Annotated in this window: 22 protein-coding genes; 5 read left to right on the top strand and 17 right to left on the bottom strand. The window is 40.0% G+C overall.

What is annotated here, in order from left to right; translation table 11 throughout:
• Positions 1-652: 652 nt before the first annotated feature.
• The 5 genes from IGJ99_RS02690 to IGJ99_RS02670 form a co-directional block, all read right to left on the bottom strand.
• Positions 653-1,360 carry a GntR family transcriptional regulator gene (locus IGJ99_RS02690; RefSeq protein WP_010736257.1) on the bottom strand — a complete coding sequence of 236 codons (708 nt, stop codon included), beginning with the start codon at positions 1,358-1,360 and terminating at the stop codon, positions 653-655.
• A gap of 189 nt (positions 1,361-1,549) precedes the next feature.
• On the bottom strand, positions 1,550-2,440 hold the full coding sequence (locus tag IGJ99_RS02685; RefSeq protein WP_438770557.1) for a LysM peptidoglycan-binding domain-containing protein: 891 nt from the start codon (positions 2,438-2,440) through the stop codon (positions 1,550-1,552).
• A gap of 117 nt (positions 2,441-2,557) precedes the next feature.
• Positions 2,558-2,725, bottom strand: a complete 168-nt coding sequence (locus IGJ99_RS02680; protein WP_010736259.1) for a hypothetical protein — start codon at positions 2,723-2,725, stop codon at positions 2,558-2,560.
• The gene (locus tag IGJ99_RS02675; RefSeq protein ID WP_224434533.1) at positions 2,725-3,402 is read right to left on the bottom strand and encodes an NAD(P)H-dependent oxidoreductase; all 678 of its coding nucleotides are present in this window, start codon (positions 3,400-3,402) and stop codon (positions 2,725-2,727) included. The genes IGJ99_RS02680 and IGJ99_RS02675 overlap by 1 nt, the downstream gene beginning before the upstream one ends.
• A gap of 68 nt (positions 3,403-3,470) precedes the next feature.
• Positions 3,471-4,376 carry an AraC family transcriptional regulator gene (locus IGJ99_RS02670; RefSeq protein ID WP_010736261.1) on the bottom strand — a complete coding sequence of 302 codons (906 nt, stop codon included), beginning with the start codon at positions 4,374-4,376 and terminating at the stop codon, positions 3,471-3,473.
• 227 nt (positions 4,377-4,603) lie between these two features.
• Between IGJ99_RS02670 and IGJ99_RS02665 the strand changes: the two genes are divergently transcribed.
• Entirely contained in the window at positions 4,604-5,644 is a 1,041-nt protein-coding gene (locus tag IGJ99_RS02665) for an aldose epimerase family protein (protein ID WP_438770556.1), read from the top strand.
• Positions 5,641-6,807 (top strand): galactokinase, encoded by a 1,167-nt coding sequence (locus IGJ99_RS02660; protein ID WP_010736263.1) that lies wholly within the window; start codon positions 5,641-5,643, stop codon positions 6,805-6,807. Before IGJ99_RS02665 ends, IGJ99_RS02660 begins: the two co-directional genes overlap by 4 nt.
• Before the next feature lie 271 nt (positions 6,808-7,078).
• Here the strand turns inward: IGJ99_RS02660 and IGJ99_RS02655 are convergent, their stop codons facing one another.
• The 10 genes from IGJ99_RS02655 to aroF all read right to left on the bottom strand — a co-directional run bounded on the left by IGJ99_RS02655 (position 7,079) and on the right by aroF (position 15,544).
• On the bottom strand, positions 7,079-7,588 hold the full coding sequence (locus IGJ99_RS02655; RefSeq protein ID WP_438770555.1) for a type 1 glutamine amidotransferase domain-containing protein: 510 nt from the start codon (positions 7,586-7,588) through the stop codon (positions 7,079-7,081).
• Between the two features lie 124 nt (positions 7,589-7,712).
• Positions 7,713-8,168, bottom strand: a complete 456-nt coding sequence (locus IGJ99_RS02650) for a type II toxin-antitoxin system HicB family antitoxin (protein WP_010736265.1) — start codon at positions 8,166-8,168, stop codon at positions 7,713-7,715.
• A 34-nt stretch (positions 8,169-8,202) separates the two neighbouring features.
• Positions 8,203-8,364: a type II toxin-antitoxin system HicA family toxin gene (locus IGJ99_RS02645; RefSeq protein WP_023519139.1), complete on the bottom strand. Its 162-nt coding sequence runs from the start codon at positions 8,362-8,364 to the stop codon at positions 8,203-8,205.
• Positions 8,365-8,528: 164 nt separating this feature from the next.
• Complete coding sequence (pheA, locus tag IGJ99_RS02640; protein WP_244063188.1) at positions 8,529-9,395, bottom strand: prephenate dehydratase; 867 nt, start codon at positions 9,393-9,395, stop codon at positions 8,529-8,531.
• Positions 9,392-9,898, bottom strand: a complete 507-nt coding sequence (locus IGJ99_RS02635) for a shikimate kinase (protein ID WP_438722295.1) — start codon at positions 9,896-9,898, stop codon at positions 9,392-9,394. Before IGJ99_RS02635 ends, pheA begins: the two co-directional genes overlap by 4 nt.
• Positions 9,898-11,181, bottom strand: a complete 1,284-nt coding sequence (gene aroA, locus IGJ99_RS02630; protein WP_438722293.1) for a 3-phosphoshikimate 1-carboxyvinyltransferase — start codon at positions 11,179-11,181, stop codon at positions 9,898-9,900. The genes IGJ99_RS02635 and aroA overlap by 1 nt, the downstream gene beginning before the upstream one ends.
• A 4-nt stretch (positions 11,182-11,185) precedes the next feature.
• Complete coding sequence (locus tag IGJ99_RS02625; protein WP_023519136.1) at positions 11,186-12,265, bottom strand: prephenate dehydrogenase; 1,080 nt, start codon at positions 12,263-12,265, stop codon at positions 11,186-11,188.
• A 13-nt stretch (positions 12,266-12,278) separates the two neighbouring features.
• Complete coding sequence (gene aroC, locus IGJ99_RS02620) at positions 12,279-13,445, bottom strand: chorismate synthase (protein WP_010736270.1); 1,167 nt, start codon at positions 13,443-13,445, stop codon at positions 12,279-12,281.
• Positions 13,446-14,510, bottom strand: a complete 1,065-nt coding sequence (aroB, locus tag IGJ99_RS02615; protein WP_438770554.1) for a 3-dehydroquinate synthase — start codon at positions 14,508-14,510, stop codon at positions 13,446-13,448.
• Between the two features lie 14 nt (positions 14,511-14,524).
• Positions 14,525-15,544 carry a 3-deoxy-7-phosphoheptulonate synthase gene (aroF, locus tag IGJ99_RS02610; protein WP_019722398.1) on the bottom strand — a complete coding sequence of 340 codons (1,020 nt, stop codon included), beginning with the start codon at positions 15,542-15,544 and terminating at the stop codon, positions 14,525-14,527.
• A gap of 552 nt (positions 15,545-16,096) precedes the next feature.
• Here aroF and IGJ99_RS02605 point away from each other — a divergent pair.
• From IGJ99_RS02605 to IGJ99_RS02595, 3 genes are read left to right on the top strand one after another with little or no spacing between them, the layout of a single operon-like run.
• On the top strand, positions 16,097-17,488 hold the full coding sequence (locus IGJ99_RS02605) for a Y-family DNA polymerase (protein WP_438770553.1): 1,392 nt from the start codon (positions 16,097-16,099) through the stop codon (positions 17,486-17,488).
• Positions 17,451-17,960 carry a hypothetical protein gene (locus IGJ99_RS02600; protein WP_096081378.1) on the top strand — a complete coding sequence of 170 codons (510 nt, stop codon included), beginning with the start codon at positions 17,451-17,453 and terminating at the stop codon, positions 17,958-17,960. Before IGJ99_RS02605 ends, IGJ99_RS02600 begins: the two co-directional genes overlap by 38 nt.
• 16 nt (positions 17,961-17,976) lie before the next feature.
• Entirely contained in the window at positions 17,977-18,216 is a 240-nt protein-coding gene (locus IGJ99_RS02595) for a hypothetical protein (protein WP_010736276.1), read from the top strand.
• 149 nt (positions 18,217-18,365) lie between these two features.
• Here the strand turns inward: IGJ99_RS02595 and IGJ99_RS02590 are convergent, their stop codons facing one another.
• Positions 18,366-19,232: an RsiV family protein gene (locus tag IGJ99_RS02590; protein ID WP_023519129.1), complete on the bottom strand. Its 867-nt coding sequence runs from the start codon at positions 19,230-19,232 to the stop codon at positions 18,366-18,368.
• 18 nt (positions 19,233-19,250) lie between these two features.
• Positions 19,251-19,679 carry an RNA polymerase sigma factor gene (locus tag IGJ99_RS02585; protein ID WP_023519128.1) on the bottom strand — a complete coding sequence of 143 codons (429 nt, stop codon included), beginning with the start codon at positions 19,677-19,679 and terminating at the stop codon, positions 19,251-19,253.
• Between the last annotated feature and the right edge of the window lie 536 nt (positions 19,680-20,215).

Here is a 20,215-nt window from a genome sequence, read left to right as displayed (position 1 = left end):
AAAGATACTAATACAAAAATAAATCAATAGAGTGTCTCAGACCTTCTTAATCTTTTATTTAATGCCACATTCTCATTAAACACTTATTGAATATTGACTTAAAAAAGGCATATAATCAACTTAAATCACAATAATAATTTTAAGGAGGATGAACATCTATGTCGAATAAAACCCAAGCTGCGAGAAAACTTGTTCAAGTTATTTGGTTGTTACAACTTTTAACTTTGTATACTTTTTTCCTAACAACTAACGATCAATCCTATCAGCTATCGAATCTGATCATGAAGTTACTTATCATGCTCTCTCTAGGTTTACAGAGTATTTTTATACGCAGTAACAGGAACTATAAATTTGGTATCATTTTTACATACAATCAATCAACAATAGCTCAAATAGTTGAAAGACTTATTTGGTTCATACTTATTGTAAGTTATTTTTTTGTGTTTTATATTTTCTATTATAAATAATATAACTTACTTCACTTATCAAGCATTTGTAAGAAAGCACTGATGATTGCGTTTTACGCTTCATCAGTGCTTTCTTCACAATCACTATCAACTAATTCGCTTTAATGTTTTCTTCCTTAACTTTCAAAAAAGCTACATTTTTACAGAAGTTTTTTCCTTAAGCTATTTTGAGACTACTCAAATCCTCAATCAATCCTCGAACGATGGATCTCACGGTCAAAGGGGCGGATGTAAGTCACAGAGTAGTCGATGGCAATGATACTGCTGTATTCATAGACTTGTCCATCTTCTAATATAGCTCGGTTCGTGATTTGCATGGCTGGTGTACCGCGTTTACATAGCAATATTTTTGATTGTTCTTTGGAAGTCGTGATTGGGTCATAACTCGTGATATAGTGAGAAATTCGATAGCCTTTTTGTTCCACGTACTTTTGGATGGAATGTTCGATGACTTCTTGGGATAAGTCGGGAAACATTGCTACCGGCATTTTTGACATTTCTAACTGCTCGATTTTATAATCAACGATTCGAATACGTTCAAATGTCCAAACTTCGGCGCCGTCATCAAGTTGAAAGATTTTTTGCTCATCCGCCGTTGCTGGTGCTTTGTTTAAACTGATCATTTTTGAATGGATCCGATCATAAGGGGTACGTGTCAAAGAATTGAAGATCAAGGGATTTTTGACCCATTTTTCATGGATAAAGATACCTGATCCTTGAACGACACGGACAATACCGATTTCTTCCAGGTTTTTGATCGCTTGTTGGATCGTAAAGCGAGAAACATGATAGATTTCCGCTAGTTTTCGTTGATTCGGTAATTTTCCATCTTTAAATTCTTCTTGATAGATCTTACTCAATAAATCTTGGACGATGAATTCTCGTTTTTTCATGATCTTCTCCTTTACGGGTTGCATTCACTTCTTTATCTTAACAAAAAAACAACCAATCACAACCCACTCATGATGAGCCAGTGGAGAACGAAACGTATTTAGAACAAAAAAGCCACAAAAATTGGCAAAAAGAACCATTTTTGTGACTTCATCTAATCAATTGAAGTTGAATCTTTCTTCTTGATCTTCCTAATTCAAACGTAATTCTTGACCAGGGTTAAAGAAGAAATCATCCATCGTCATGTCATTCAAGGACAAGATCGTCTCAACTGGCACACCCGTCCGTTGCGCAATTTGATTTGGACCTTCGCCTTCACGTACAACGGTTGTAGCTGCTTGATTGCTCGTATCTTCTGTGGACTGTGCCGTGTACTGATTGGCTTGTGACTCCGACGTTTCTGTTGTTTCTGGTGTCGCTTCCGTCGAAGGTGTCGTCTCTTCCGAAGAAGATTCGCTACTAGGTGTCGCTGCTTGAAGTTCCGCACTTGTTCGCAGATAAATGTCGGAGATCCGAGCGACCTGCGCCGTATAACTTGCAGATAGCTGATTGATCATGGTATCTAGGTCGATATCCTCCTTGTTGGAAGCATCTTGGTACATCCCTCTTAATTTACTGATTCCTTCATCCGACAAGGCTTGAAGTTCTCTTGCTTTTCGGTTGGCAATGACCGAAAGACCATTGACACCGTCTTGATTGTTTTGGATCTCTGCTTGGTATTCTTCGATCAACACTGGGGTTTTATCTTCGATTTTCTTCGAATAATCTGCAACGACTGCTTGTAGTTGTTCAGAAATAGCTCCTGAAGGTTCTGTTGCTTCGCTGCTTTCTTGTGTTGCTTCAGTTTCAGATGAAGCAGTAGTTGAAGCTGTGGACGATTGCGTCGTTTCACTCGTCTTTGCTACCGAGTTTTCACTGGCATTGTTTCTACTATGGAGATATAATCCAGTACCTGCACCAACCAGTAGTAAGACTACTGCAACAGCGGCACCGATTTTCATCATACGCATGCGTGATGCTTGTTTCTGTTGTTGTCTTCGAGCTGATCGAACATTGCCACGCTGTTCATTTTCTTCATTCATTTCATTCACCACCTGTTATTTCTGTAAAAAAATAGCGTTACCAACTTTCTTGTAGTTCCATTGTAGCAAATAATAAGCGTTATGAACATTTTTTATTATGTTATTACTGAAGAAAAATCACCATTTTTGATGATTCCAAGATTCTCCATCGATTTCTCCTTGCAACTGCTCGATCCGTTCATTGATTTCGACAAATAAGCGTGACATTTCATGAAGTAAGGCTTTGCCCTCATAATCCGCTTGCGTACTCAATTCGGCTAATTGTTCTGTCAACCATTGATCCATTATAAGGTCTTTCCTTTCATCTCTTGTAGTATAAATGTCAGATCTTCAATATTTTCTTTGGCTTCTTCTAACATCGTTTCGATCATCTGCTGCTTCATCGGTGCTTTTTCCTTGATGCGTTCATTTTGCGCAAATCGTTCGATAAACCAATCGATCCGATTGATCAGTGAAGGTTTTTCGACTAATGTGAGATATTGCTGATAACTGATCAGGCGTTCAAACCGTTGTTCTTGAGTTAAGTACATGAACTGTGCTAAAACAAACGGAGGCAAAAAGGTCATCTGGAATTTATGGGCAATTCGTTGATACGGACGCAAATACTCCGAGATCGTATACTCTTCTTTCCCACCTGCTTGGTATTCTTTTTCACTCACGCCGGTTGTTAAGACGATCCCTAATTCTTTACCTGATAAGACTGCTGTTGCCGCTTCTAACACTTGGTCTTGCCACATTTTCAAATGGGCTGGCGCGCTATACCAATAGAAAGGAAATTGGAAGATGATCCGGTCATGCTCTTTCAATAAAGCAAGTTCTGCTTGAAGGTCAATTTCCCCATCTGGATAACAAGCTTCTAGATGATGCCAAGTAGTCGATAGCTGGCTGGATGCTTCTTTAAAAAACTGTTGGTTCAACGATGTGTCAATTATCGGATGGCTGACAATAATCAATGTTTTCATAGCTTTTTCCTCCCGTTTTCTAGTCTAGCATATCCCAAGAAAAACCCAGTCAACAATGCCTTTATGTCTTAGGTCGCCCAAGAAATGATGGCTTGTTCTTCTAATTGCTTTTTTAATTGTTCTGCGGAAACTCCTTTGATCTTTTCGTTATTCATTCGTCTACGATAGTTTGTCGCCGTCTCACCAGTGAATTTCTTGAACATGCGGCTAAATACGACCAAACTATTGAAGCCGACTTGATAAGCGATTGCTTCAACGGATTCTTCCGTCAGAGATAAGAGAAACGCTGCCCGATTGATGCGAACACCAATCATATATTCTTTGATACTGATCCCCATATGATTTTTGAACACACGAGAGAGATGACTTCGGTTAACGGATAATTTTTTTGCGATCTCCTCAACAGTCAAACGCTCGCTGTAATGTTCTTCGATATACTGTACCGCATCAACAGCGAGGGCTGAATAACTTTTTTGTTCTCCTAAATGAACATAGCCACCATCTTCTAATAAGAGCGCGAGCAATTGATACGTCAACGCATTTAATTGCAGCTCATCGACTAGATTTTTTGTCGAGTAATTCATACATGCCAAGATAATCTCCACATATCTAGCAATTTCTGAAGAAACCATCGTGTATTGATCATCTTTGAATAAAGAATGTTGAATGATTTTATCGGCTACTGCCCCACCGAAGGAAATCCAACAGTAGACCCAAGGATCTTCACCATCCGCCAAATAAAAAGTAGAATCACCCGGTCTAATCAAAAAAAGATCACCTTTTTTTAATTGATATTGCTGATCTTTTACGCGATAGACTCCTTTTCCTTCCATCACGATATGCAAAATATAATCTTGACGAATAGCTGGTCCAAATGAATGAAAGGGCAATGTTTTAGAAAAACCGCAAAAGTCAAAGTATAGTTCTTGTGAGATGGATTGATGTTCTTTTTTCAAAAAAATCGCTTTTTCCATTGACGTACCCTCTTTCGTATTTTCTTTATTCTACTATAGATGCAACAAAAAGTTAAATACTGCTCACAGAAATACATTCAAGCAAGTGCTCTTCTTTGATATGATTGAATGGTAAAAACAGTAAACGCCCCATTGTAAACGCTTCATTTAATGGTATAGTTAATTTGATTAGGCGTAAACTGCGCCTACACCAACTACTAATCCAGCACCAAGAAAGGACTACTTAAATGGACATTACTAAAAAAACATTTGGACAATCTGCACATTTGATTACTTTAACCAATCAACAGGGTACGACCCTCGCTGTTACCGATTTAGGCGCACGGATCGTCAGTTTGACATTCATGGGTAGAGAGTTGATTCTAGGTTTTGATTCAGCAGAAGAGTATCTCGAAAAAGATGCCTTTATCGGAGCAACGATCGGACGAACTGCTGGGCGGATCGATGCAGGCAAATTCACCCTCGACGGCCAGACGTATCAACTACCTGTCGATCCTGCAACTGGTCACTCCTTACATGGCAGTACGCCAAGTTTTGAAGAAAAAATCTGGCAATACGAAATCATTGATGGCGAACAAGAAGCCACTGTGGTATTTACCACGACTAGTCCCGACAAAGAGCGTGGTTTTCCAGGGAATTTATCCGTAGAAGTTCGCTATACTCTTACAGAAGATAATATTTGGCGTGTCACAACGAAAGCAGTCAGTGATCAATTGACACTATTCAACCCAACCAATCATGTTTATTTCAACTTGAGTGGTGATGTGACGCAACCAATCGATGACCATACTTTGTGGGTCAACAGTCAAGCCTTTGCTGCTTTACGACCAGATAGCATTCCGACAGGTGAACAAATAGAAGTGACTGGAACACCGTTTGATTTTCAAACACCAACAAAACTAACGACTGTTTTCACCAGTGACTTTCCACAAAAAGAATTATTTGATGGAATCGATCATCCGTTCTTCTTAAATGACACAGGCTTAGATAAAACGGCCGCTTCTCTTTTAAGTCCAGATGAAACAATCAAAGTCAGTGTCAGGACGGATGCATCGAGTATCGTCATTTTCACTGCCAACTTTGGGGAAGATACACCTGAAATGCGCGGGCAACGTTTAGCGAACCATGGCGGCATCACTTTTGAAACACAAATCGCTCCAGGAGCAGAACGTTACCCTTCTTTCGGCAACATATCTTTGGTACCGGAAACACCATTTGAGACGATTACAGAATTCAAACTTGAAGCAAGAGAGGAACAAGACAGATGAATAAAACAGCACATTTAACAACGAAATTCAATGAATTATTTGGTGAAAAACCAACAACAAACTATTTTTCACCTGGGCGAATCAACTTGATCGGTGAACACACGGACTACAACGGTGGACACGTTTTTCCTGCATCGATCACTTATGGCACTTACGGCGTTGCTGCACGTCGAGAAGACAACAAAGTATTAGTTTACTCAACAAACTTTGAGGAAATCGGCGTGATCGAATTCACGCTTGATGACCTGACATTTGATAAAAAAGACAACTGGGCAAATTATGTCAAAGGAATGATCTTGAAACTAAAAGAAGCTGGCTATACCATCGAGAGCGGTTTTGAATTGGTGATTGAAGGAACGATCCCTAATGGTGCCGGACTTTCTAGCAGTGCTTCGTTAGAATTATTAGTGGGGGTTGTTCTGGAAGATTTGTTTGATTTAGCGATCGATCGCTTGACACTCGTTCAAACTGGAAAAAAAGTAGAAAATGAATTCATTGGTGTCAATTCAGGGATCATGGATCAATTTGCGATCGGTTTTGGAGAAATCGACCATGCCATCTTGCTAGATACGAATACATTACACTATGAAATGGTCCCAGTTAAATTAGATGGCTACGCCGTGGTTATCATGAACACGAATAAACGACGTGAATTAGCGGAATCAAAATATAATGAACGTCGCAGCGAATGTGAAGAAGCCTTGAAACGTCTACAAACGAAGCTGGACATCAAAGCTTTAGGCGAATTAGATGAAGCGACTTTCGAAGCGAATACGGACTTGATTGGCGATGATACCTTGATCCGTCGCGCACGTCACGCCGTCACTGAAAATCAACGAACATTAAAAGCAAAAGCTGAATTAGAGCAAGGAAACTTAGAAGCTTTCGGTCTATTATTGAATGATTCTCATTACTCACTCCGTCATGATTACGAAGTCACAGGCATCGAATTAGATACACTTGTAGATGCCGCACAAGCGCAACCTGGTGTATTAGGCGCACGAATGACAGGCGCAGGATTTGGTGGCTGTGCCATCGCTCTAGTCAAAGAAGAGGAAATCCCCGCCTTTAAAGAAAATGTCCATGCACGTTATTTAGAGGTTGTAGGATATGAGCCAGAGTTTTATGTAGCACATATCGGAAGCGGTACGACGAAAATTTAGTTAAAAACAGAAACATGCGTCTGGGCTTGGCAAACAACCAAACTCAGGCGCATATTTTATTGAATCATGATTTTGAATCTAGGTTAAATAATTTTGAAAAAATTTAAAAATCAGCGGTTGATTAGTTGCATCTTATTTTAATTATAAATTTCTTTTTCAGTTAAAAAGACAGAAAGAATGTATTTGCATTCTTTCTGTCCCAAATCATTCTAAAATTCTTTATTCCTCGTATCACTATTTTGACTTGCAACGCTACAAAGTGTTCAGTCGTTTAACCCAAGATCTCAACAATTGCTTTGTTGAATTCAGGCAAGTCATCTGGTGTACGGCTAGTAACTAATTGATTATCGATCACCACTGCTTCATCTTTGACATTGGCGCCAGCGTAAGCCACATCTGGACGAACAGTATCGTAAGCAGTCATTGTTCTACCTTCTGTTAGACCGGTTTGGATAAACAATTGTGGGCCATGACAGATAGCAAATAACGGTTGGTCATTTTTCAAGAAGTAAGTAACGAAATCAACAAAACGTTGATCCTTACGTAATTGATCCGGTGAGAATCCTCCAGGGATCAAGAGCGCATCGAAATCTTCAGGAGAAACTTCATCAATGCTGCGATCGATCGTGAACTCGCCACCTTTTTTGCCTTTGATCGTTTGGTTTGCTTCAAAACCAATCGTTGTCACTTCATTCCCCGCATTTTCCAATGCTTCTTTTGGTGAAGTCAACTCAATATCTTCGACTAAATCAGTTACGATTGCTGCAATTTTTTTTTCCATTTTTCCTCTTCCTTTCTTATCGCTTGATTCTAGCCTAAAGGATTTCAGAAAAGTGTGCAAATCATCTGTTTATGATTTATAACCTATTTTATTTAAAAGAAAAATGATAGTTTCTCTTTTAAAGTTAAGCACCTAGTTTTTCACGAACAATGGCTTCAGTCAATGTCTTTGAAAAATTTAGATGCATTTCTTTACCTAACTTATCTGCCCATTTTGGGATCGTTAACGTCTTTTTTACAGGTTCCTCTGTGCCTAAATATTCTGTTAGATCTACAGAGACCATTGAAATAAATGATTTTTCAGCATCATATTCTAATATGAACTCAGAGTCACTTTTAAAAGGGTTATTTTCTATAAGTGACAATGAACTGATAAGAGATGGTTCAGGTAATGTTCGGTCTTCTTCTATCTCAGCCGCCAAAAGAATACCTAAGTAATCAGAGGCATTTTCGAGCGCTTCAGGAATGTCAGATCCGCTTGTACCAGCCATCTCCGGAAAATCTGGAAAGAAAACAGAAAATCCCGAGTCATAGCCTTCACTTGTTTCTGAATAGAATAATGCCGGATATGAAATAAGCATGATCCTCCTCCTCTCTCAAGAAGCAGGAACAAAGCTATTTTAACCCTGCCTGCCTCAGTATCGCATGTTCTGTCCCTTTAGGTAGCTTGGAAGGAACAATAATTGGTCGATTTACTCCTGGTAGTTTCACTTTTATATGAGAACCTTTTCCACCTTTAACTTTTAACCCACTTATGGAAATCAAGAGTTTGACCATCTCCTGTTATGTCATTGGCATTGTTACAATACCTCCTGACATATCTATACTAACACGTGTAACACGTGAAAAAAATAAAAAACACGTGCTATACGTGTAAAAGCAAATATAGAAAAATTATTCAAAAAAAACCAAGGCAGCTATCTAGGTTCAGCTGCTTTGATTTATTTTCTGTATGTCGCTTTTTTATCCTCACGGCTACGGTACACTGGATATTCTCCAATCAATTGGACCGGAAATGCTCGCTGTTCCAGTAGTTTGATTGCTTCGTTCAATTTTGTATCTGCTTGTTCAATCTCTACTTCGATCACGAAAAAGTATTCACCTAACGAGGTTTTTTGCGGTCTAGACTCGATTTTGGTCAAATTAAGTTTTTGTTCTGCAAACACCGCAAGTACTTGATATAACGCACCTGGGCGATTTTCTGGCAAGTCTACAAATAGCGTTGCTTTGTAAGTACTGACTGGTAACTTAGATGACATCGGTGAGGAACCTAGTAGCCAAAAACGGGTTTCATTGTTGCGGATCGATTGGATATCTTGCTGAACGATGGTCAAACCAAACTGTTCCGCAGCTTCTTTAGGTCCGATTGCCGCGATTTTTTGTTCAGGATGCTCGGCAACTTGTTGGGCACCTTGGGCAGTCGAACCCATTTGCTCGATTTCCACGTCAGGGAACTGTTGCTTCAAAAATACTTGCGATTGTGCCAACGCTTGCGGATGACTACAGATTTTTGTTACCTCTTGCCACATCTGTTGATGCTTAGGATGTACCATCAATTGTTGCTTGATTGGTAAAACGATTTCTCCTTGGATCGTTGGTAAGGTTTCATAGACATGGTCTAATGTGGGCAATACAGAACCTTCGATGGAATTCTCGATCGGTACCATCGCATAATCGATCGCATCGTTGATCTGGGCATCAATCAAATTTGTTAAAGCTTGATACGGAGACCAATCGCCTTCGTTGAAATAATTCTTTACTGCACTATATGTGAAGGAACCTTTTGGGCCTAGATAACCAATTTTCATCGATCCATCACCTGCTTTATGATTTCTGAGACAACTTCTGCTGGTGATTTACCAGTTGTTTCTATCGTAAGATCTGCTAATGTTTCATAGTGTTTTTTTCGCGAAAAAAATAATTCTTTTAACTCTGTATCATCTTTATCGAGTGCCAACGGACGGGCTTGTTTGTGATCTTGGCGGATACGTTTGATCAAAAGATCGGGATCAGCTTTTAAGTAAACCACCAGATGATCTGTCAGCAGTCGTTGATTTTCTTCTTGTAGGATAACTCCCCCACCTGTCGCAATGATCGCTTCTTCTTGCAATGAGTTTTTCAGTAGCTTCGTTTCTTTCTGTCGAAAGGCAGCTTCGCCATGTAATTCAAAATACTGACTGATCGAACAGCCAAACTCCTCGACTAGTTTTGTATCCATATCGATCAATGGTTTCTTTAACTGCATAGAAAGCTTGCGACTGATCGTTGTTTTACCGGCGCCCATAAAACCAATCAGCACAATTGCAGCCATTAGTTTTTCTCCTTGATCAGACCAGCTAGATCGGTGAAGAAGTCAGGATAAGAAATATTTACCGCTTCTGGATGGTTCAATTCAACTGGCTCATCGGTCAATAATGCGGCAATCTGTAACATCATGCCAATGCGATGATCCCCATGACTGTCAACAATTGCCCCATGCAAAGGTGTCGGACCATGAATGATCAGCCCATCATCTGTTGTTTCGATGTTTGCGCCCATTTTTATCAATTCTTCCGCTGTCGCATCGATGCGATTTGTTTCTTTCACTTTTAATTCTTGTGCGTCCCGAATGATCGTCGTGCCTTGTGCTTGTGTTGCAGCTAATGCCAAAATCGGTAATTCATCGATCAAGCGAGGAATGATTTCTCCTTCGATCGTACATGCCTGCAAGTTGGCAGAACGTACCATTAAGTCAGCCGCTTGATTTTGTTGATCGATTTGCATTTCTTGGATCGAAGCCCCCATTTCGATCAATACATCTAAAATCCCTGTTCGTGTTGGATTGATTCCTACTTGTTTCAATAAGACTTCACTATCTGGCAAAATACTTGCTGCGACTAGATAAAAGGCTGCTGACGAAATATCCCCAGGTACCGCCACGTTTTGTCCAACTAACCGTTGTCCGCCAGCAAGTGTGATCACTTTATCTTCTACTCTGATTTCTCCACCAAATTGTTTGATCATTTCTTCTGTATGATTCCGTGAGCGTTCTTTTTCGATGATCGTTGTCTCACCATCTGCTTGAAGTGCCGCGAATAAAATCGCTGATTTGACTTGCGCACTGGCAATCGGCATCTCATATTCGATTGGTTTCAAAGGCCCACCAGTCACTCGTAAAGGTGGTAGATCTGGATGTTCGATCCCTTTAAGATCCGCACCCATTTCACGTAAAGGATTCATCACTCTCCCCATCGGGCGACGATTCAACGAGTCATCTCCAGACACTTCTGCCGAAATCTTACTTCCAGCTAAAACCCCTAAAAGTAAACGGATCGTTGTACCAGAATTACCTGCATCTAAACGTTCTGTTGGTGTTTGTAATCCCTCTACGCCATGACCATAAACATGGATTTTCTCTTCTTCCTCTTCTATTCTCACACCTAATTGTCTAAATATGGACATCGTACTCAAGCAATCTTCTGCTTTTAAAAAGTTCGTTATCGTCGTTTTTCCATGACTGATTGCACCAAACATGATGCTGCGATGAGAAATCGACTTATCTGCTGGAACCGTTAGCTCACCTTTGATCCCATGTGTAGCATTAAGTAATTTCATTGTCTCAACTCCTGATCCAACAGTGAAAATTTTCCGCTTGAATCAATGCTTGTCCTTTTTCTAAATCGGTTTGATTTTTGAAGGACAATTCAAGGACTCCGAAAATATCTTCTCTAGTTTCTTGTATTTTTAGATTGATGATTGAAATATCTGCTTGGCTCAAAGCCGTTGTCACCTTAGCAACTGCACCGGAAATATCCGGAATATCAACGTATAGATCATAGAACGCTGGAATCGTTCCTTGTCGTTTCTTCGGCAACTGATCCCTTGTTTGCTTCGCTTGTGCAAAAAATCGATAAATGGCCTCTTCATCATTTCTCGCAAGTTGTGTTTTCAATGTTTCCATGGAGGATTGCCATTCCTCTAGTAAAGACAGCATGATTTCTTGATTCGTTAATAAGATATCTGTCCACATTTTTGGATCAGAAGAAGCAATACGCGTAATATCTCGAAACCCTCCGGCTGCAAGTTGGGAGGCTCTTGGATGTTTTTGATTGAGTTCATCACTGGTTTGCACTAAACCAGCAGCCACGATATGAGGCAAATGGCTTAAAACGCCGACGATCTCGTCATGATTTTTGGCTTCCATCAATACAAATTTTGCTCGAGTCGGTTCTAATAGTTCCATCAGTTCAGCTACACGATCACTCTCATGATCATTGGTCAATATATAATAAGCTTCCTCGAACAAATTGGGATTGCCGGCTTTTACTCCAGATTTATGCGAGCCTGCCATTGGGTGTCCACCAATAAAAGTAAAAGGTAATTCCTTAGCCGCTGTCATGATTGCTGCTTTCGTACTGCCAGTATCACTGACCAATACAGTTTCCTTTAGCGGAAGTGTCGCTAATTGTTGCAAATAGTCCAAACTAACTTGTACAGGAACCGCTAATAAAATAACATCCATTTGACTTGCTTCTTCGATCCCAGACACCAGATGATCCACTAATTGGACTTCTTCTGCAATTTTTCTTGTTTCTGCTGAATGATCCCATCCATAAAGAGTCACATTCGATCCTTTGATGGCTCGGCAAAGCGAAGCACCAATCAGACCTAAACCTAAGACAAATACCTTTTTCTTCATATCAGTCTCCTCACTAAAAGTCTTGGATCATCTGCCGATGACTGGCAACAGATTTTTTCAGCTCACTCATGTTATCCGCTGGGAAATGTTCAAGGATCTCCACGGCAAGTGCTGTTGCAATGACGTGTTCAGCCACCACAGAAGCTGCTGGTACAGCGGTACTGTCGGAACGTTCGACACTTGCTTTATAGGCTTCTTTCGTGTCGATATCCACACTCATCAACGGCTTGTAAAGTGTAGGGATCGGTTTCATCACACCACGAACGATGATTTGTTCCCCATTTGTCATCCCACCTTCAAATCCACCTAAATGATTGGTTGTCCGGCGGTAGCCTTGTTCTTGATCCCAGGTGATTTCATCCATAACTTTAGAACCTGGTAAAGTCGCTGCATCAAAACCGATCCCAAATTCTACCCCTTTGAAGGCATTGATACTCAGCATGGCTTGTGCTAATTTTCCATCTAATTTTTTATCCCATTGGACATAACTACCCAAACCAGCCGGTACATTTTCAACCCGGACTTCGACGACACCACCTAAGGTATCACCTGCTTTTTTCGTCTCATCGATCAATGTTTTGACTTGTTCTTCGATCTCAAGGTCTACCATATTGACTTCGGAGATCGTTGTTTTTTCCTTGATCACCGCCACAGGTAGCACTTCAGGAATCGTTGCTTTGACCCCTCCAAGAACTGCTACGTGACTGGCAATTTCAATATCTAGTGCTGCTAGGATCTGTTTTGCTAAAGAGCCGATTGCTACACGCATGGTCGTTTCTCTAGCTGAAGACCGTTCTAACACATTCCTAAGATCTTGATGTTGGTATTTCATTCCACCAACTAGATCCGCATGTCCTGGACGAGGTTTGGCTACTCGACGACGTGTGACATGTTTTTCTTCGATTGGCTCGACTGACATCACCGTCTGCCAATTCTTCCAGTCTTTATTCTCCACGATCATTGTGATTGGCGAACCAAGCGTTTTACCATGTCGAATACCTGAGGTGATTTGGACACGATCTTTCTCGATCTTCATTCTGCCACCACGACCGTAACCCCCTTGTCGCCTCGCAAGATCTTCATTGATTTTTTCAAGTGAAACTTCTAAACCTGCCGGGATACCTTCAATAATGGCAGTTAACTGTGGACCATGAGATTCTCCTGCTGTTAAAAAACGCATTTAGTTTCCCTCCTTTAAATAGTCTTTCACGGACTCAAGCGGGATTTCTTGGATTCTTGCTTGTCCGATTTTATCTAATAAAATAATTTTCAATGTCTTTCCACGTGCCTTTTTATCGTGGGTGATCGCATCATAAAGGGATTGCTCCTCCCAAGGTTGGTACTTGATCGGTAACTGATACTTTTCGATCATGTGGATCAATTGCGCAGTGATACCCACTGGTGATTGTCCCAGCTTTTCGGCTTTTTTGGTGATTTGCACCATACCGATCGCTACGGCTTCACCATGACTGATCTGACCATAACCAGCAGTATTTTCGATGGCATGTCCGATCGTATGGCCAAAGTTCAGTAACAAACGATGCCCGTTATCGAATTGATCTTCTTCAACAACTTGTTTCTTCACACGCAACGCCTTTTCAATGATTTTTTCACTATTAGCCAGTAAGTCAGCAACTCCTGTTAATTTTGCCAAATCTTGCCATAGCGTTTCATCACTGATTGCGCCACACTTGATGATCTCAGCGATCCCTTCTTGGATTCTACGCTCTGATAACGTCATTAACGTCTCTGGATCGATCAATACCCCGTCTGGTTGTGCAAATGTCCCAATCATATTTTTCGCCATGGGTGCATTGATTGCTGTTTTTCCTCCAATGCTTGAATCGACCTGTGCCAGTAGGGAAGTCGGGATCTGGACAAATGAAATCCCTCGCATATAGGTGGAAGCAACGAAGCTGGCTAAATCGCCGATCACTCCCCCTCCAAGCGCAATCACCGCATCACTACGCGTAAATTGTTCTTCTGCTAAAAACGCATAGAGGTGAGCTGCCATGTCGAATGATTTGCTGCTCTCCCCAGCTGAAACAACATAATGGACGACTTCGTAGCTTGCCCGCAACTGTTGACAAATTTTTTCGCCGTATATCGGAAAAACATTCGTATCACTGATAATCGCGATTTTTTTATTTTTCCAGATTCCTTCGATCCACTCAGACACATGATCGAGTGCATTTCGTTCAATGATGATCTCATAGCTTTTTTCTGGTAAGACAACTTCTAACATGACGCTCCTCTTTTCTATAAGGCTTTGATTTTATTCATTGCTTCAACTAAAATCTCGACTTCTTCCATCATTCGTAGGTAGTTCTTTTCATTCAATGATTGCTGTCCATCTGACCATGCGTGGATTGGATCAGGGTGGATCTCTACGATCATCCCATCTGCGCCACTAGCAACACCGGCTCTTGCCATTGGTGATACGAGATCCCAAACCCCTGTACCATGACTTGGATCAACGATGATCGGGAAATGACTTAATTTTTTAATGATCGGTACAGCACTTAGATCGAAGGTATTACGTGTCGCTGTTTCGTAAGTACGAATACCACGTTCGATAAAGATGATGTTTGGATTGTTTTGTACCGCAATGTATTCCGCCGCATTCAACCATTCTTCGATCGTCCCTGAAATCCCACGTTTCAAGCCAATTGGTTTTCCTGTTTTCCCAACAGCTTCTAATAGACGAAAGTTTTGCATATTTCTGGCACCAATCTGAATGATATCTGTGTATTCACAAACGACATCGATATGAGCTTCATCCATGACTTCGGTAATGACTTTTAAGCCGTAATGATCCGCTGCTTTACGCATCATTTTCAGTCCTTCTTCTCCTAATCCTTGGAAAGCGTAGGGTGACGTTCTAGGTTTGTAGGCTCCTCCACGTAGGACTGTTGCCCCACCAGCTTTTGCCATACGAGCAGTTTCCATGATTTGTTCTTCGCCTTCTACTGAACAAGGACCAGCCATCGTCACAAAACTACCATCACCGATTTTCAAACCATCCACATCAACGACTGTATCTTGCGGATGAAATTCTCGAGAAGTCAGTTTGTACGTATTAGAGATTTTTACTGCACGCTCCACCGTGTCGTATCTTTCAAATGGTACACCTTGGATAATTTTTGGATCACCGATCAATCCTAAAACAAGACGATCTTTGCCATGGTTGATCTGAACGTCCAAGCCCTCTTCCTTGATACGTGAAAGTACTGGTTCTAGTTGGTTTACTTCAATTCCTGGTTTAATAATTAAAATCATAAGATAACATCCTTTTTTATTTTTATTTTTTTATCACTGTTTGAACACTTGATCGACAATGGAAAATCGTTCGTTGTTTACTTAAAATAACTCGTTGGAAAATGAACTGATGTGGTTCTCCTTTCGTTAGGTATAAAAAAAGCCCGCCGTAGACAAATCTACAGTGGGCCTTCACCAATTCTAACAAAAAAGCCACTATAGATTTTCATCTATGTGGCGGACAAGTCATCTCAAACATCCTTAGCCATCATAGATACAAACGTTGTGTTTGCACCCATGAATGTCATGAATACAAACCTATCTAAAATAGCTAAAGTAATACGTATTCAGTTGTGAATTCAATGTGATTTTCATAAGAAATCGCTCCAAACTGATTTAAGATTGGTTTAAGTATAGATTTCTTTCTGAAATAAGTCAACTACTTTTTCAAATCTTTTTCTCTTTATGCTAATGATCCTTTAGAAGACCGATGTTTTTTTAAAGTTCCTATTGATTTTTTCGTTGACAAAAAACGCGAACGTGTGTTCTAATCATGTAGAAGAGGTGACTGTTATGTTTAAAAATCAAAATCCTGTATTTGACTATCATAAAGAACCTTCTAGAGATATTTTATGTATTGATTGTAAGTCGTTCTATGCTTCTGTTGAATGTGTCTCACTTGGTTTAGACCCTTTAACAACCAAACTAGTTGTTATGTCGTACCCCGGAAATTCATGGGAAGAACGTGGTAGCGGGTTGATCCTTGCCTCTAGTCCAGCTGCAAAAAAAGCCTACGGGATCACGAATATCAGTCGTGCGCGTGATTTGCCCTTTCCTTATCCCAGTGATCTATATATTGCCCCACCACGAATGGCTTATTATATGGAGAAGAACAAAGAAATCAATGCGATTTATAAAACCTATGCAGACGAGAGTAACCATCATGTCTATTCGGTCGACGAAAGTTTTTTGGATATCACAAATAGTTTGAATTTGTTCGATGCTCCTGATGCCCGGACACTTGCAAAAAAAATTCGTCAAGACGTTTATGACCAGACAGGGATCTATACCACGATCGGTATCGGTGATAATCCACTATTGGCAAAATTAGCTCTGGATAATGAAGCGAAGGATACCCGAGACATGATCGCCGAATGGCGTTATGAAGACGTCCCTGAAAAACTTTGGCGGATTCCTCAGCTGACAGATTTTTGGGGGATCGGTCGAAAAACAGCGATTCGTTTAACTAAAATGAACATCCATAGCATCTATGAGCTTGCACATGCGGATTACTATCGTTTAAAAAGTGCAATGGGGGTAATTGGTACACAACTTTATGCCCATGCCTGGGGAATCGATCGGAGCTTTCTTGGTGAAGTCTACACCCCTAAATCAAAAAGCATCGGAAATAGTCAAATCCTCAATAAGGACTATACCCGCCGAGAAGAGATTGAAATCGTGATCAAGGAAATGGCAGATCAAGTAGGCACACGCTTACGTCGAGAAGAAGCAAAAGCACAAGTAGTTAGTCTGTGGGTCGGCTTTTCTTTGGGCTACACAGATGTTTCAGGAAAAACTGGGTTTCACCAACAGATGAAAATCGAGCCGACCAATGCCAGTCATGTTTTAGCAGAAGCACTATTGATGATTTTTGATCGACATTATCAACGGCAAGATATCCGAAGTATCGGCGTCAACTGTTCTCGCTTAGTTTATGCGACTGGCTTGCAATTGAATCTATTCGATGATCCTAAAGAGCAAGTCAATGCGGCAAAGATTGACTTTGTCGTGGATAAGATTCGACAAAAATATGGATTTAAAGCAATCGTCCATGCACATAGTTTACTAGAAGGTGGTCGAGCAATCGCCCGCAGTTCGCTTGTAGGCGGTCATGCTGGCGGAATGGCTGGTATTGAAGGTGAGGGACATGCGACGCACGAAAAAAGAATTTCTCGATTACAATGAATACCGTGATCGCCCCTTTGGCTTGAAATGGGGAACCGCTTTTGCCATGGATGAGCTAGTTAAAGGGATCGAAGAAAATGCAGCAGTCGCCTTAAAAGACCTCCCTCCCCAATTGCAAATGACGAGAGAGGAAATCGACCAAGTACTATTACAGTCCTTTCTCTACCGACAAAGAGTGACCATCCAATTAAACACAAAAGATGAATTTGGTCGATATAGAGAAAATATCGAGGGCGTTTTCTTAGGCGAATGTGATGAAGAATATCTGACGATTGACCAGTACCAGATTCTCTGGGAGAACATTCGTCATGTTGGTTTGAAACAAGAAATGAAATGGTTTGAGTTTAGTACCAACAAGGCATATGACGAACAAGTTTCCCGATCAATCGATTGGAACAAGCCAAACCAACAAGCTGAGTTGCAATTGATCAAAGATGAATTTTATCAAGCTTTTGAAGAGGAAAATGACTAAAAGGGAGGCGTTGCCGATGACAATGGTAAAGAATCATTTCGAAACTGTCATAATCACTGCTTATATTGCCAAACAAGAAATTACGATCCAAACAAAAAAGGGAGAAAACTATAGAGGAAAGATTCAAAAAAAGATGACAGAAGATGGCTTTTATGTAAACGAGGGCTTTATTGCTTGGGATGAACTTGATTCGATCGATTTAGAAGAGGAATATTTTCATTTTTGGCAAGAAATCGTCAAGCAAGCGATTGAGTAATTCAGATAAGCATTGGATTCTTCGGCCATTATTGAATGCTATTTCTCTCAACCTAAAAAGCATCAACCGGTAAACATGTAAAAAAGATTCTACCGGTTGATGCTACTATTCTCAGCAAAGAACGATTCTATTCGTAAAGTCTGAAAGCTTTAGTTCAAATAGTTTGGGTCAGCCAATAAAGATTGGATTTTATTTGTATCAATAACGAATTCTTGTGTCCCCATAGCACCAGGTGCTACCTCGTATTTATCAAAGAAGATAACCAGCTGGTGTTCTTTATTGATATAAAAACTAGGATCTTTTTTTAATAAAAATGAGCCATTATCCTCTAGAGCAAAATAAGTTGATTCTGGATTTTTTTCCATACGATTTTTCATCTGTTCTTCAATTTCCTTTGAAAGAGCAATGAGATAATCATCATTTTTAAATAATAAAGGCAAAGACACAAGTACCTCATTTTGTTTATCTAACGTGTCAAATTGATTGTTCGTTTGCGTACTTGCAATTGTCTGTTCGATTGAACGATCAATCACTAAAAATCGCTCATCATTGACCAATATGCGATATCCACCTGTTGTATCAATCTGTTGCCCGTTTTTCTTGATTTCTTTCACTCCTTCCTCATAAGCTTGTTGTCCCTCTGCGAGATATTTTCGATTCAACTGGTCATGGATTTCTTCTTTTCCAATTATTTTTGGAACAGCAATCCTGATACCCGATTCCTCTTCTTGGAATGAATAGGTTTTCCCAGTAATGATCGAAACCAATTCTCCGAGAACAGGGATTTCTGTCGCCCATACGCGAAAGTCTCTATTTTGAACACCTGCGAACAAAATAAGTACAGAGCAGACGATCCCCAAACCGATATGAACAGCATGTTTTACTTGTCGTTTCACCTTCACTTTTTTCTTGGCAATCGTAAAACGCTTGAATAGCTCATCTTCTAGCTGTTCAGGAATTTCCCCCGCTCGATACGCCTGATTCATCATACTTATTTTTTTCTTTGTTCCTCCCATTTCGCTATCCACTCTCCTTTATTTTAAAATTTCTTTGTAATTATCTAGTGAGCGATACATTTTTGTTTTCACTGTATTCTCATTTAAATTTAAAATCTGAGCAATTTCTTTCAATGTAAATCCTTCAAAAAATTTCAAGATAATAATCTCGCGTTCTGGGCTAGGCGTTTGGCTCAATAATTCACGTAATTCCATGTAAGAAACATCATTTTGACAATCGATGAATTCAAGTCCTGGACAGTCTTCCAATTCAAAATTCAAAGGCATTCGTTTATTCTTGCGCCAATAATCAATTGCTGTGCGGACTAAGATTTTATAAAACCAAGCTTGAAAATGATCGATCTTCTTTACCTTTGAGAAATCCATCAGCGCTTTTTGAAAGCTATCTTGGATAACATCTAGTGCATCTTCCGAACAGTGTGTATAACTATAAGCGATTCGATACATTTTTTGATATTGTGTCTCAATCAGCTGTTCTAACTGAGATTCATAATGTCTGACTCGCTGCTTTTTTGCTATCCGATTAAAAATATTAGATCCCTCCCTATCTCAAATAATAAATTTCACCCAGTTCTCGCATAAAATCCTTGTTTGCTTCCTTACGTGGTTGTGTATCTTTCGTTCTAGTCGACTCGCTTGTCCCTATCTCTTGTGGCTTTTCTTCTATGATCGAAAATGTATCCATTGAATACATCCATAAAAAAAGGCTGGTAAACAGGAACAATAAGACTAGGAAAATTAGTTCTATCGTTAAAAATGAATAGTTTTTTTCATGTTTCATACGCTCACTCCGCTTTCTTTTTTTATACTTAATTAGACGATCGTTTTCTAAGAAAAGTTTCAAAAAAATCAACTTTATTTTGAATCACTAACTTTGCACAAAAGACAGTTTGTGACATTCTGATAAAAGTGTTAAGCTCCGCTAAAAAGCACCAAAACCCCACAATTATTCATCGATGGATTTTGGTGCTTGTTTATGTAGT

Origin of the sequence: Enterococcus sp. AZ095b (genome assembly GCF_051714725.1) — a bacterium.
Lineage (GTDB): Bacteria > Bacillota > Bacilli > Lactobacillales > Enterococcaceae > Enterococcus_B > Enterococcus_B pernyi.
The sequence above is the reverse complement of the archived record's forward strand: the minus strand, read 5'-3'. Positions and strand labels throughout refer to the sequence as shown.

What these genes read in the sequence shown, in the direction of transcription:
- IGJ99_RS02650 (WP_010736265.1), bottom strand. Translation starts at nt 8,168, where the DNA reads ATGCTTATTTCATATCCGGCATTATTCTATTCAGAAACAAGTGAAGGC.
- IGJ99_RS02665 (WP_438770556.1), top strand. Translation starts at nt 4,604, where the DNA reads ATGGACATTACTAAAAAAACATTTGGACAATCTGCACATTTGATTACT.
- IGJ99_RS02645 (WP_023519139.1), bottom strand. Translation starts at nt 8,364, where the DNA reads ATGGTCAAACTCTTGATTTCCATAAGTGGGTTAAAAGTTAAAGGTGGA.
- IGJ99_RS02675 (WP_224434533.1), bottom strand. Translation starts at nt 3,402, where the DNA reads ATGAAAACATTGATTATTGTCAGCCATCCGATAATTGACACATCGTTG.
- IGJ99_RS02670 (WP_010736261.1), bottom strand. Translation starts at nt 4,376, where the DNA reads ATGGAAAAAGCGATTTTTTTGAAAAAAGAACATCAATCCATCTCACAA.
- aroF (WP_019722398.1), bottom strand. Translation starts at nt 15,544, where the DNA reads ATGATTTTAATTATTAAACCAGGAATTGAAGTAAACCAACTAGAACCA.
- IGJ99_RS02680 (WP_010736259.1), bottom strand. Translation starts at nt 2,725, where the DNA reads ATGGATCAATGGTTGACAGAACAATTAGCCGAATTGAGTACGCAAGCG.
- IGJ99_RS02685 (WP_438770557.1), bottom strand. Translation starts at nt 2,440, where the DNA reads ATGAATGAAGAAAATGAACAGCGTGGCAATGTTCGATCAGCTCGAAGA.
- aroB (WP_438770554.1), bottom strand. Translation starts at nt 14,510, where the DNA reads ATGTTAGAAGTTGTCTTACCAGAAAAAAGCTATGAGATCATCATTGAA.
- IGJ99_RS02635 (WP_438722295.1), bottom strand. Translation starts at nt 9,898, where the DNA reads ATGGCTGCAATTGTGCTGATTGGTTTTATGGGCGCCGGTAAAACAACG.
- IGJ99_RS02585 (WP_023519128.1), bottom strand. Translation starts at nt 19,679, where the DNA reads ATGTATCGAATCGCTTATAGTTATACACACTGTTCGGAAGATGCACTA.
- IGJ99_RS02690 (WP_010736257.1), bottom strand. Translation starts at nt 1,360, where the DNA reads ATGAAAAAACGAGAATTCATCGTCCAAGATTTATTGAGTAAGATCTAT.
- pheA (WP_244063188.1), bottom strand. Translation starts at nt 9,395, where the DNA reads ATGAAAATTGGTTATCTAGGCCCAAAAGGTTCCTTCACATATAGTGCA.
- IGJ99_RS02660 (WP_010736263.1), top strand. Translation starts at nt 5,641, where the DNA reads ATGAATAAAACAGCACATTTAACAACGAAATTCAATGAATTATTTGGT.
- IGJ99_RS02605 (WP_438770553.1), top strand. Translation starts at nt 16,097, where the DNA reads ATGTTTAAAAATCAAAATCCTGTATTTGACTATCATAAAGAACCTTCT.
- IGJ99_RS02590 (WP_023519129.1), bottom strand. Translation starts at nt 19,232, where the DNA reads ATGGGAGGAACAAAGAAAAAAATAAGTATGATGAATCAGGCGTATCGA.
- IGJ99_RS02595 (WP_010736276.1), top strand. Translation starts at nt 17,977, where the DNA reads ATGACAATGGTAAAGAATCATTTCGAAACTGTCATAATCACTGCTTAT.
- aroC (WP_010736270.1), bottom strand. Translation starts at nt 13,445, where the DNA reads ATGCGTTTTTTAACAGCAGGAGAATCTCATGGTCCACAGTTAACTGCC.
- IGJ99_RS02600 (WP_096081378.1), top strand. Translation starts at nt 17,451, where the DNA reads ATGCGACGCACGAAAAAAGAATTTCTCGATTACAATGAATACCGTGAT.
- aroA (WP_438722293.1), bottom strand. Translation starts at nt 11,181, where the DNA reads ATGAAATTACTTAATGCTACACATGGGATCAAAGGTGAGCTAACGGTT.
- IGJ99_RS02655 (WP_438770555.1), bottom strand. Translation starts at nt 7,588, where the DNA reads ATGGAAAAAAAAATTGCAGCAATCGTAACTGATTTAGTCGAAGATATT.
- IGJ99_RS02625 (WP_023519136.1), bottom strand. Translation starts at nt 12,265, where the DNA reads ATGAAGAAAAAGGTATTTGTCTTAGGTTTAGGTCTGATTGGTGCTTCG.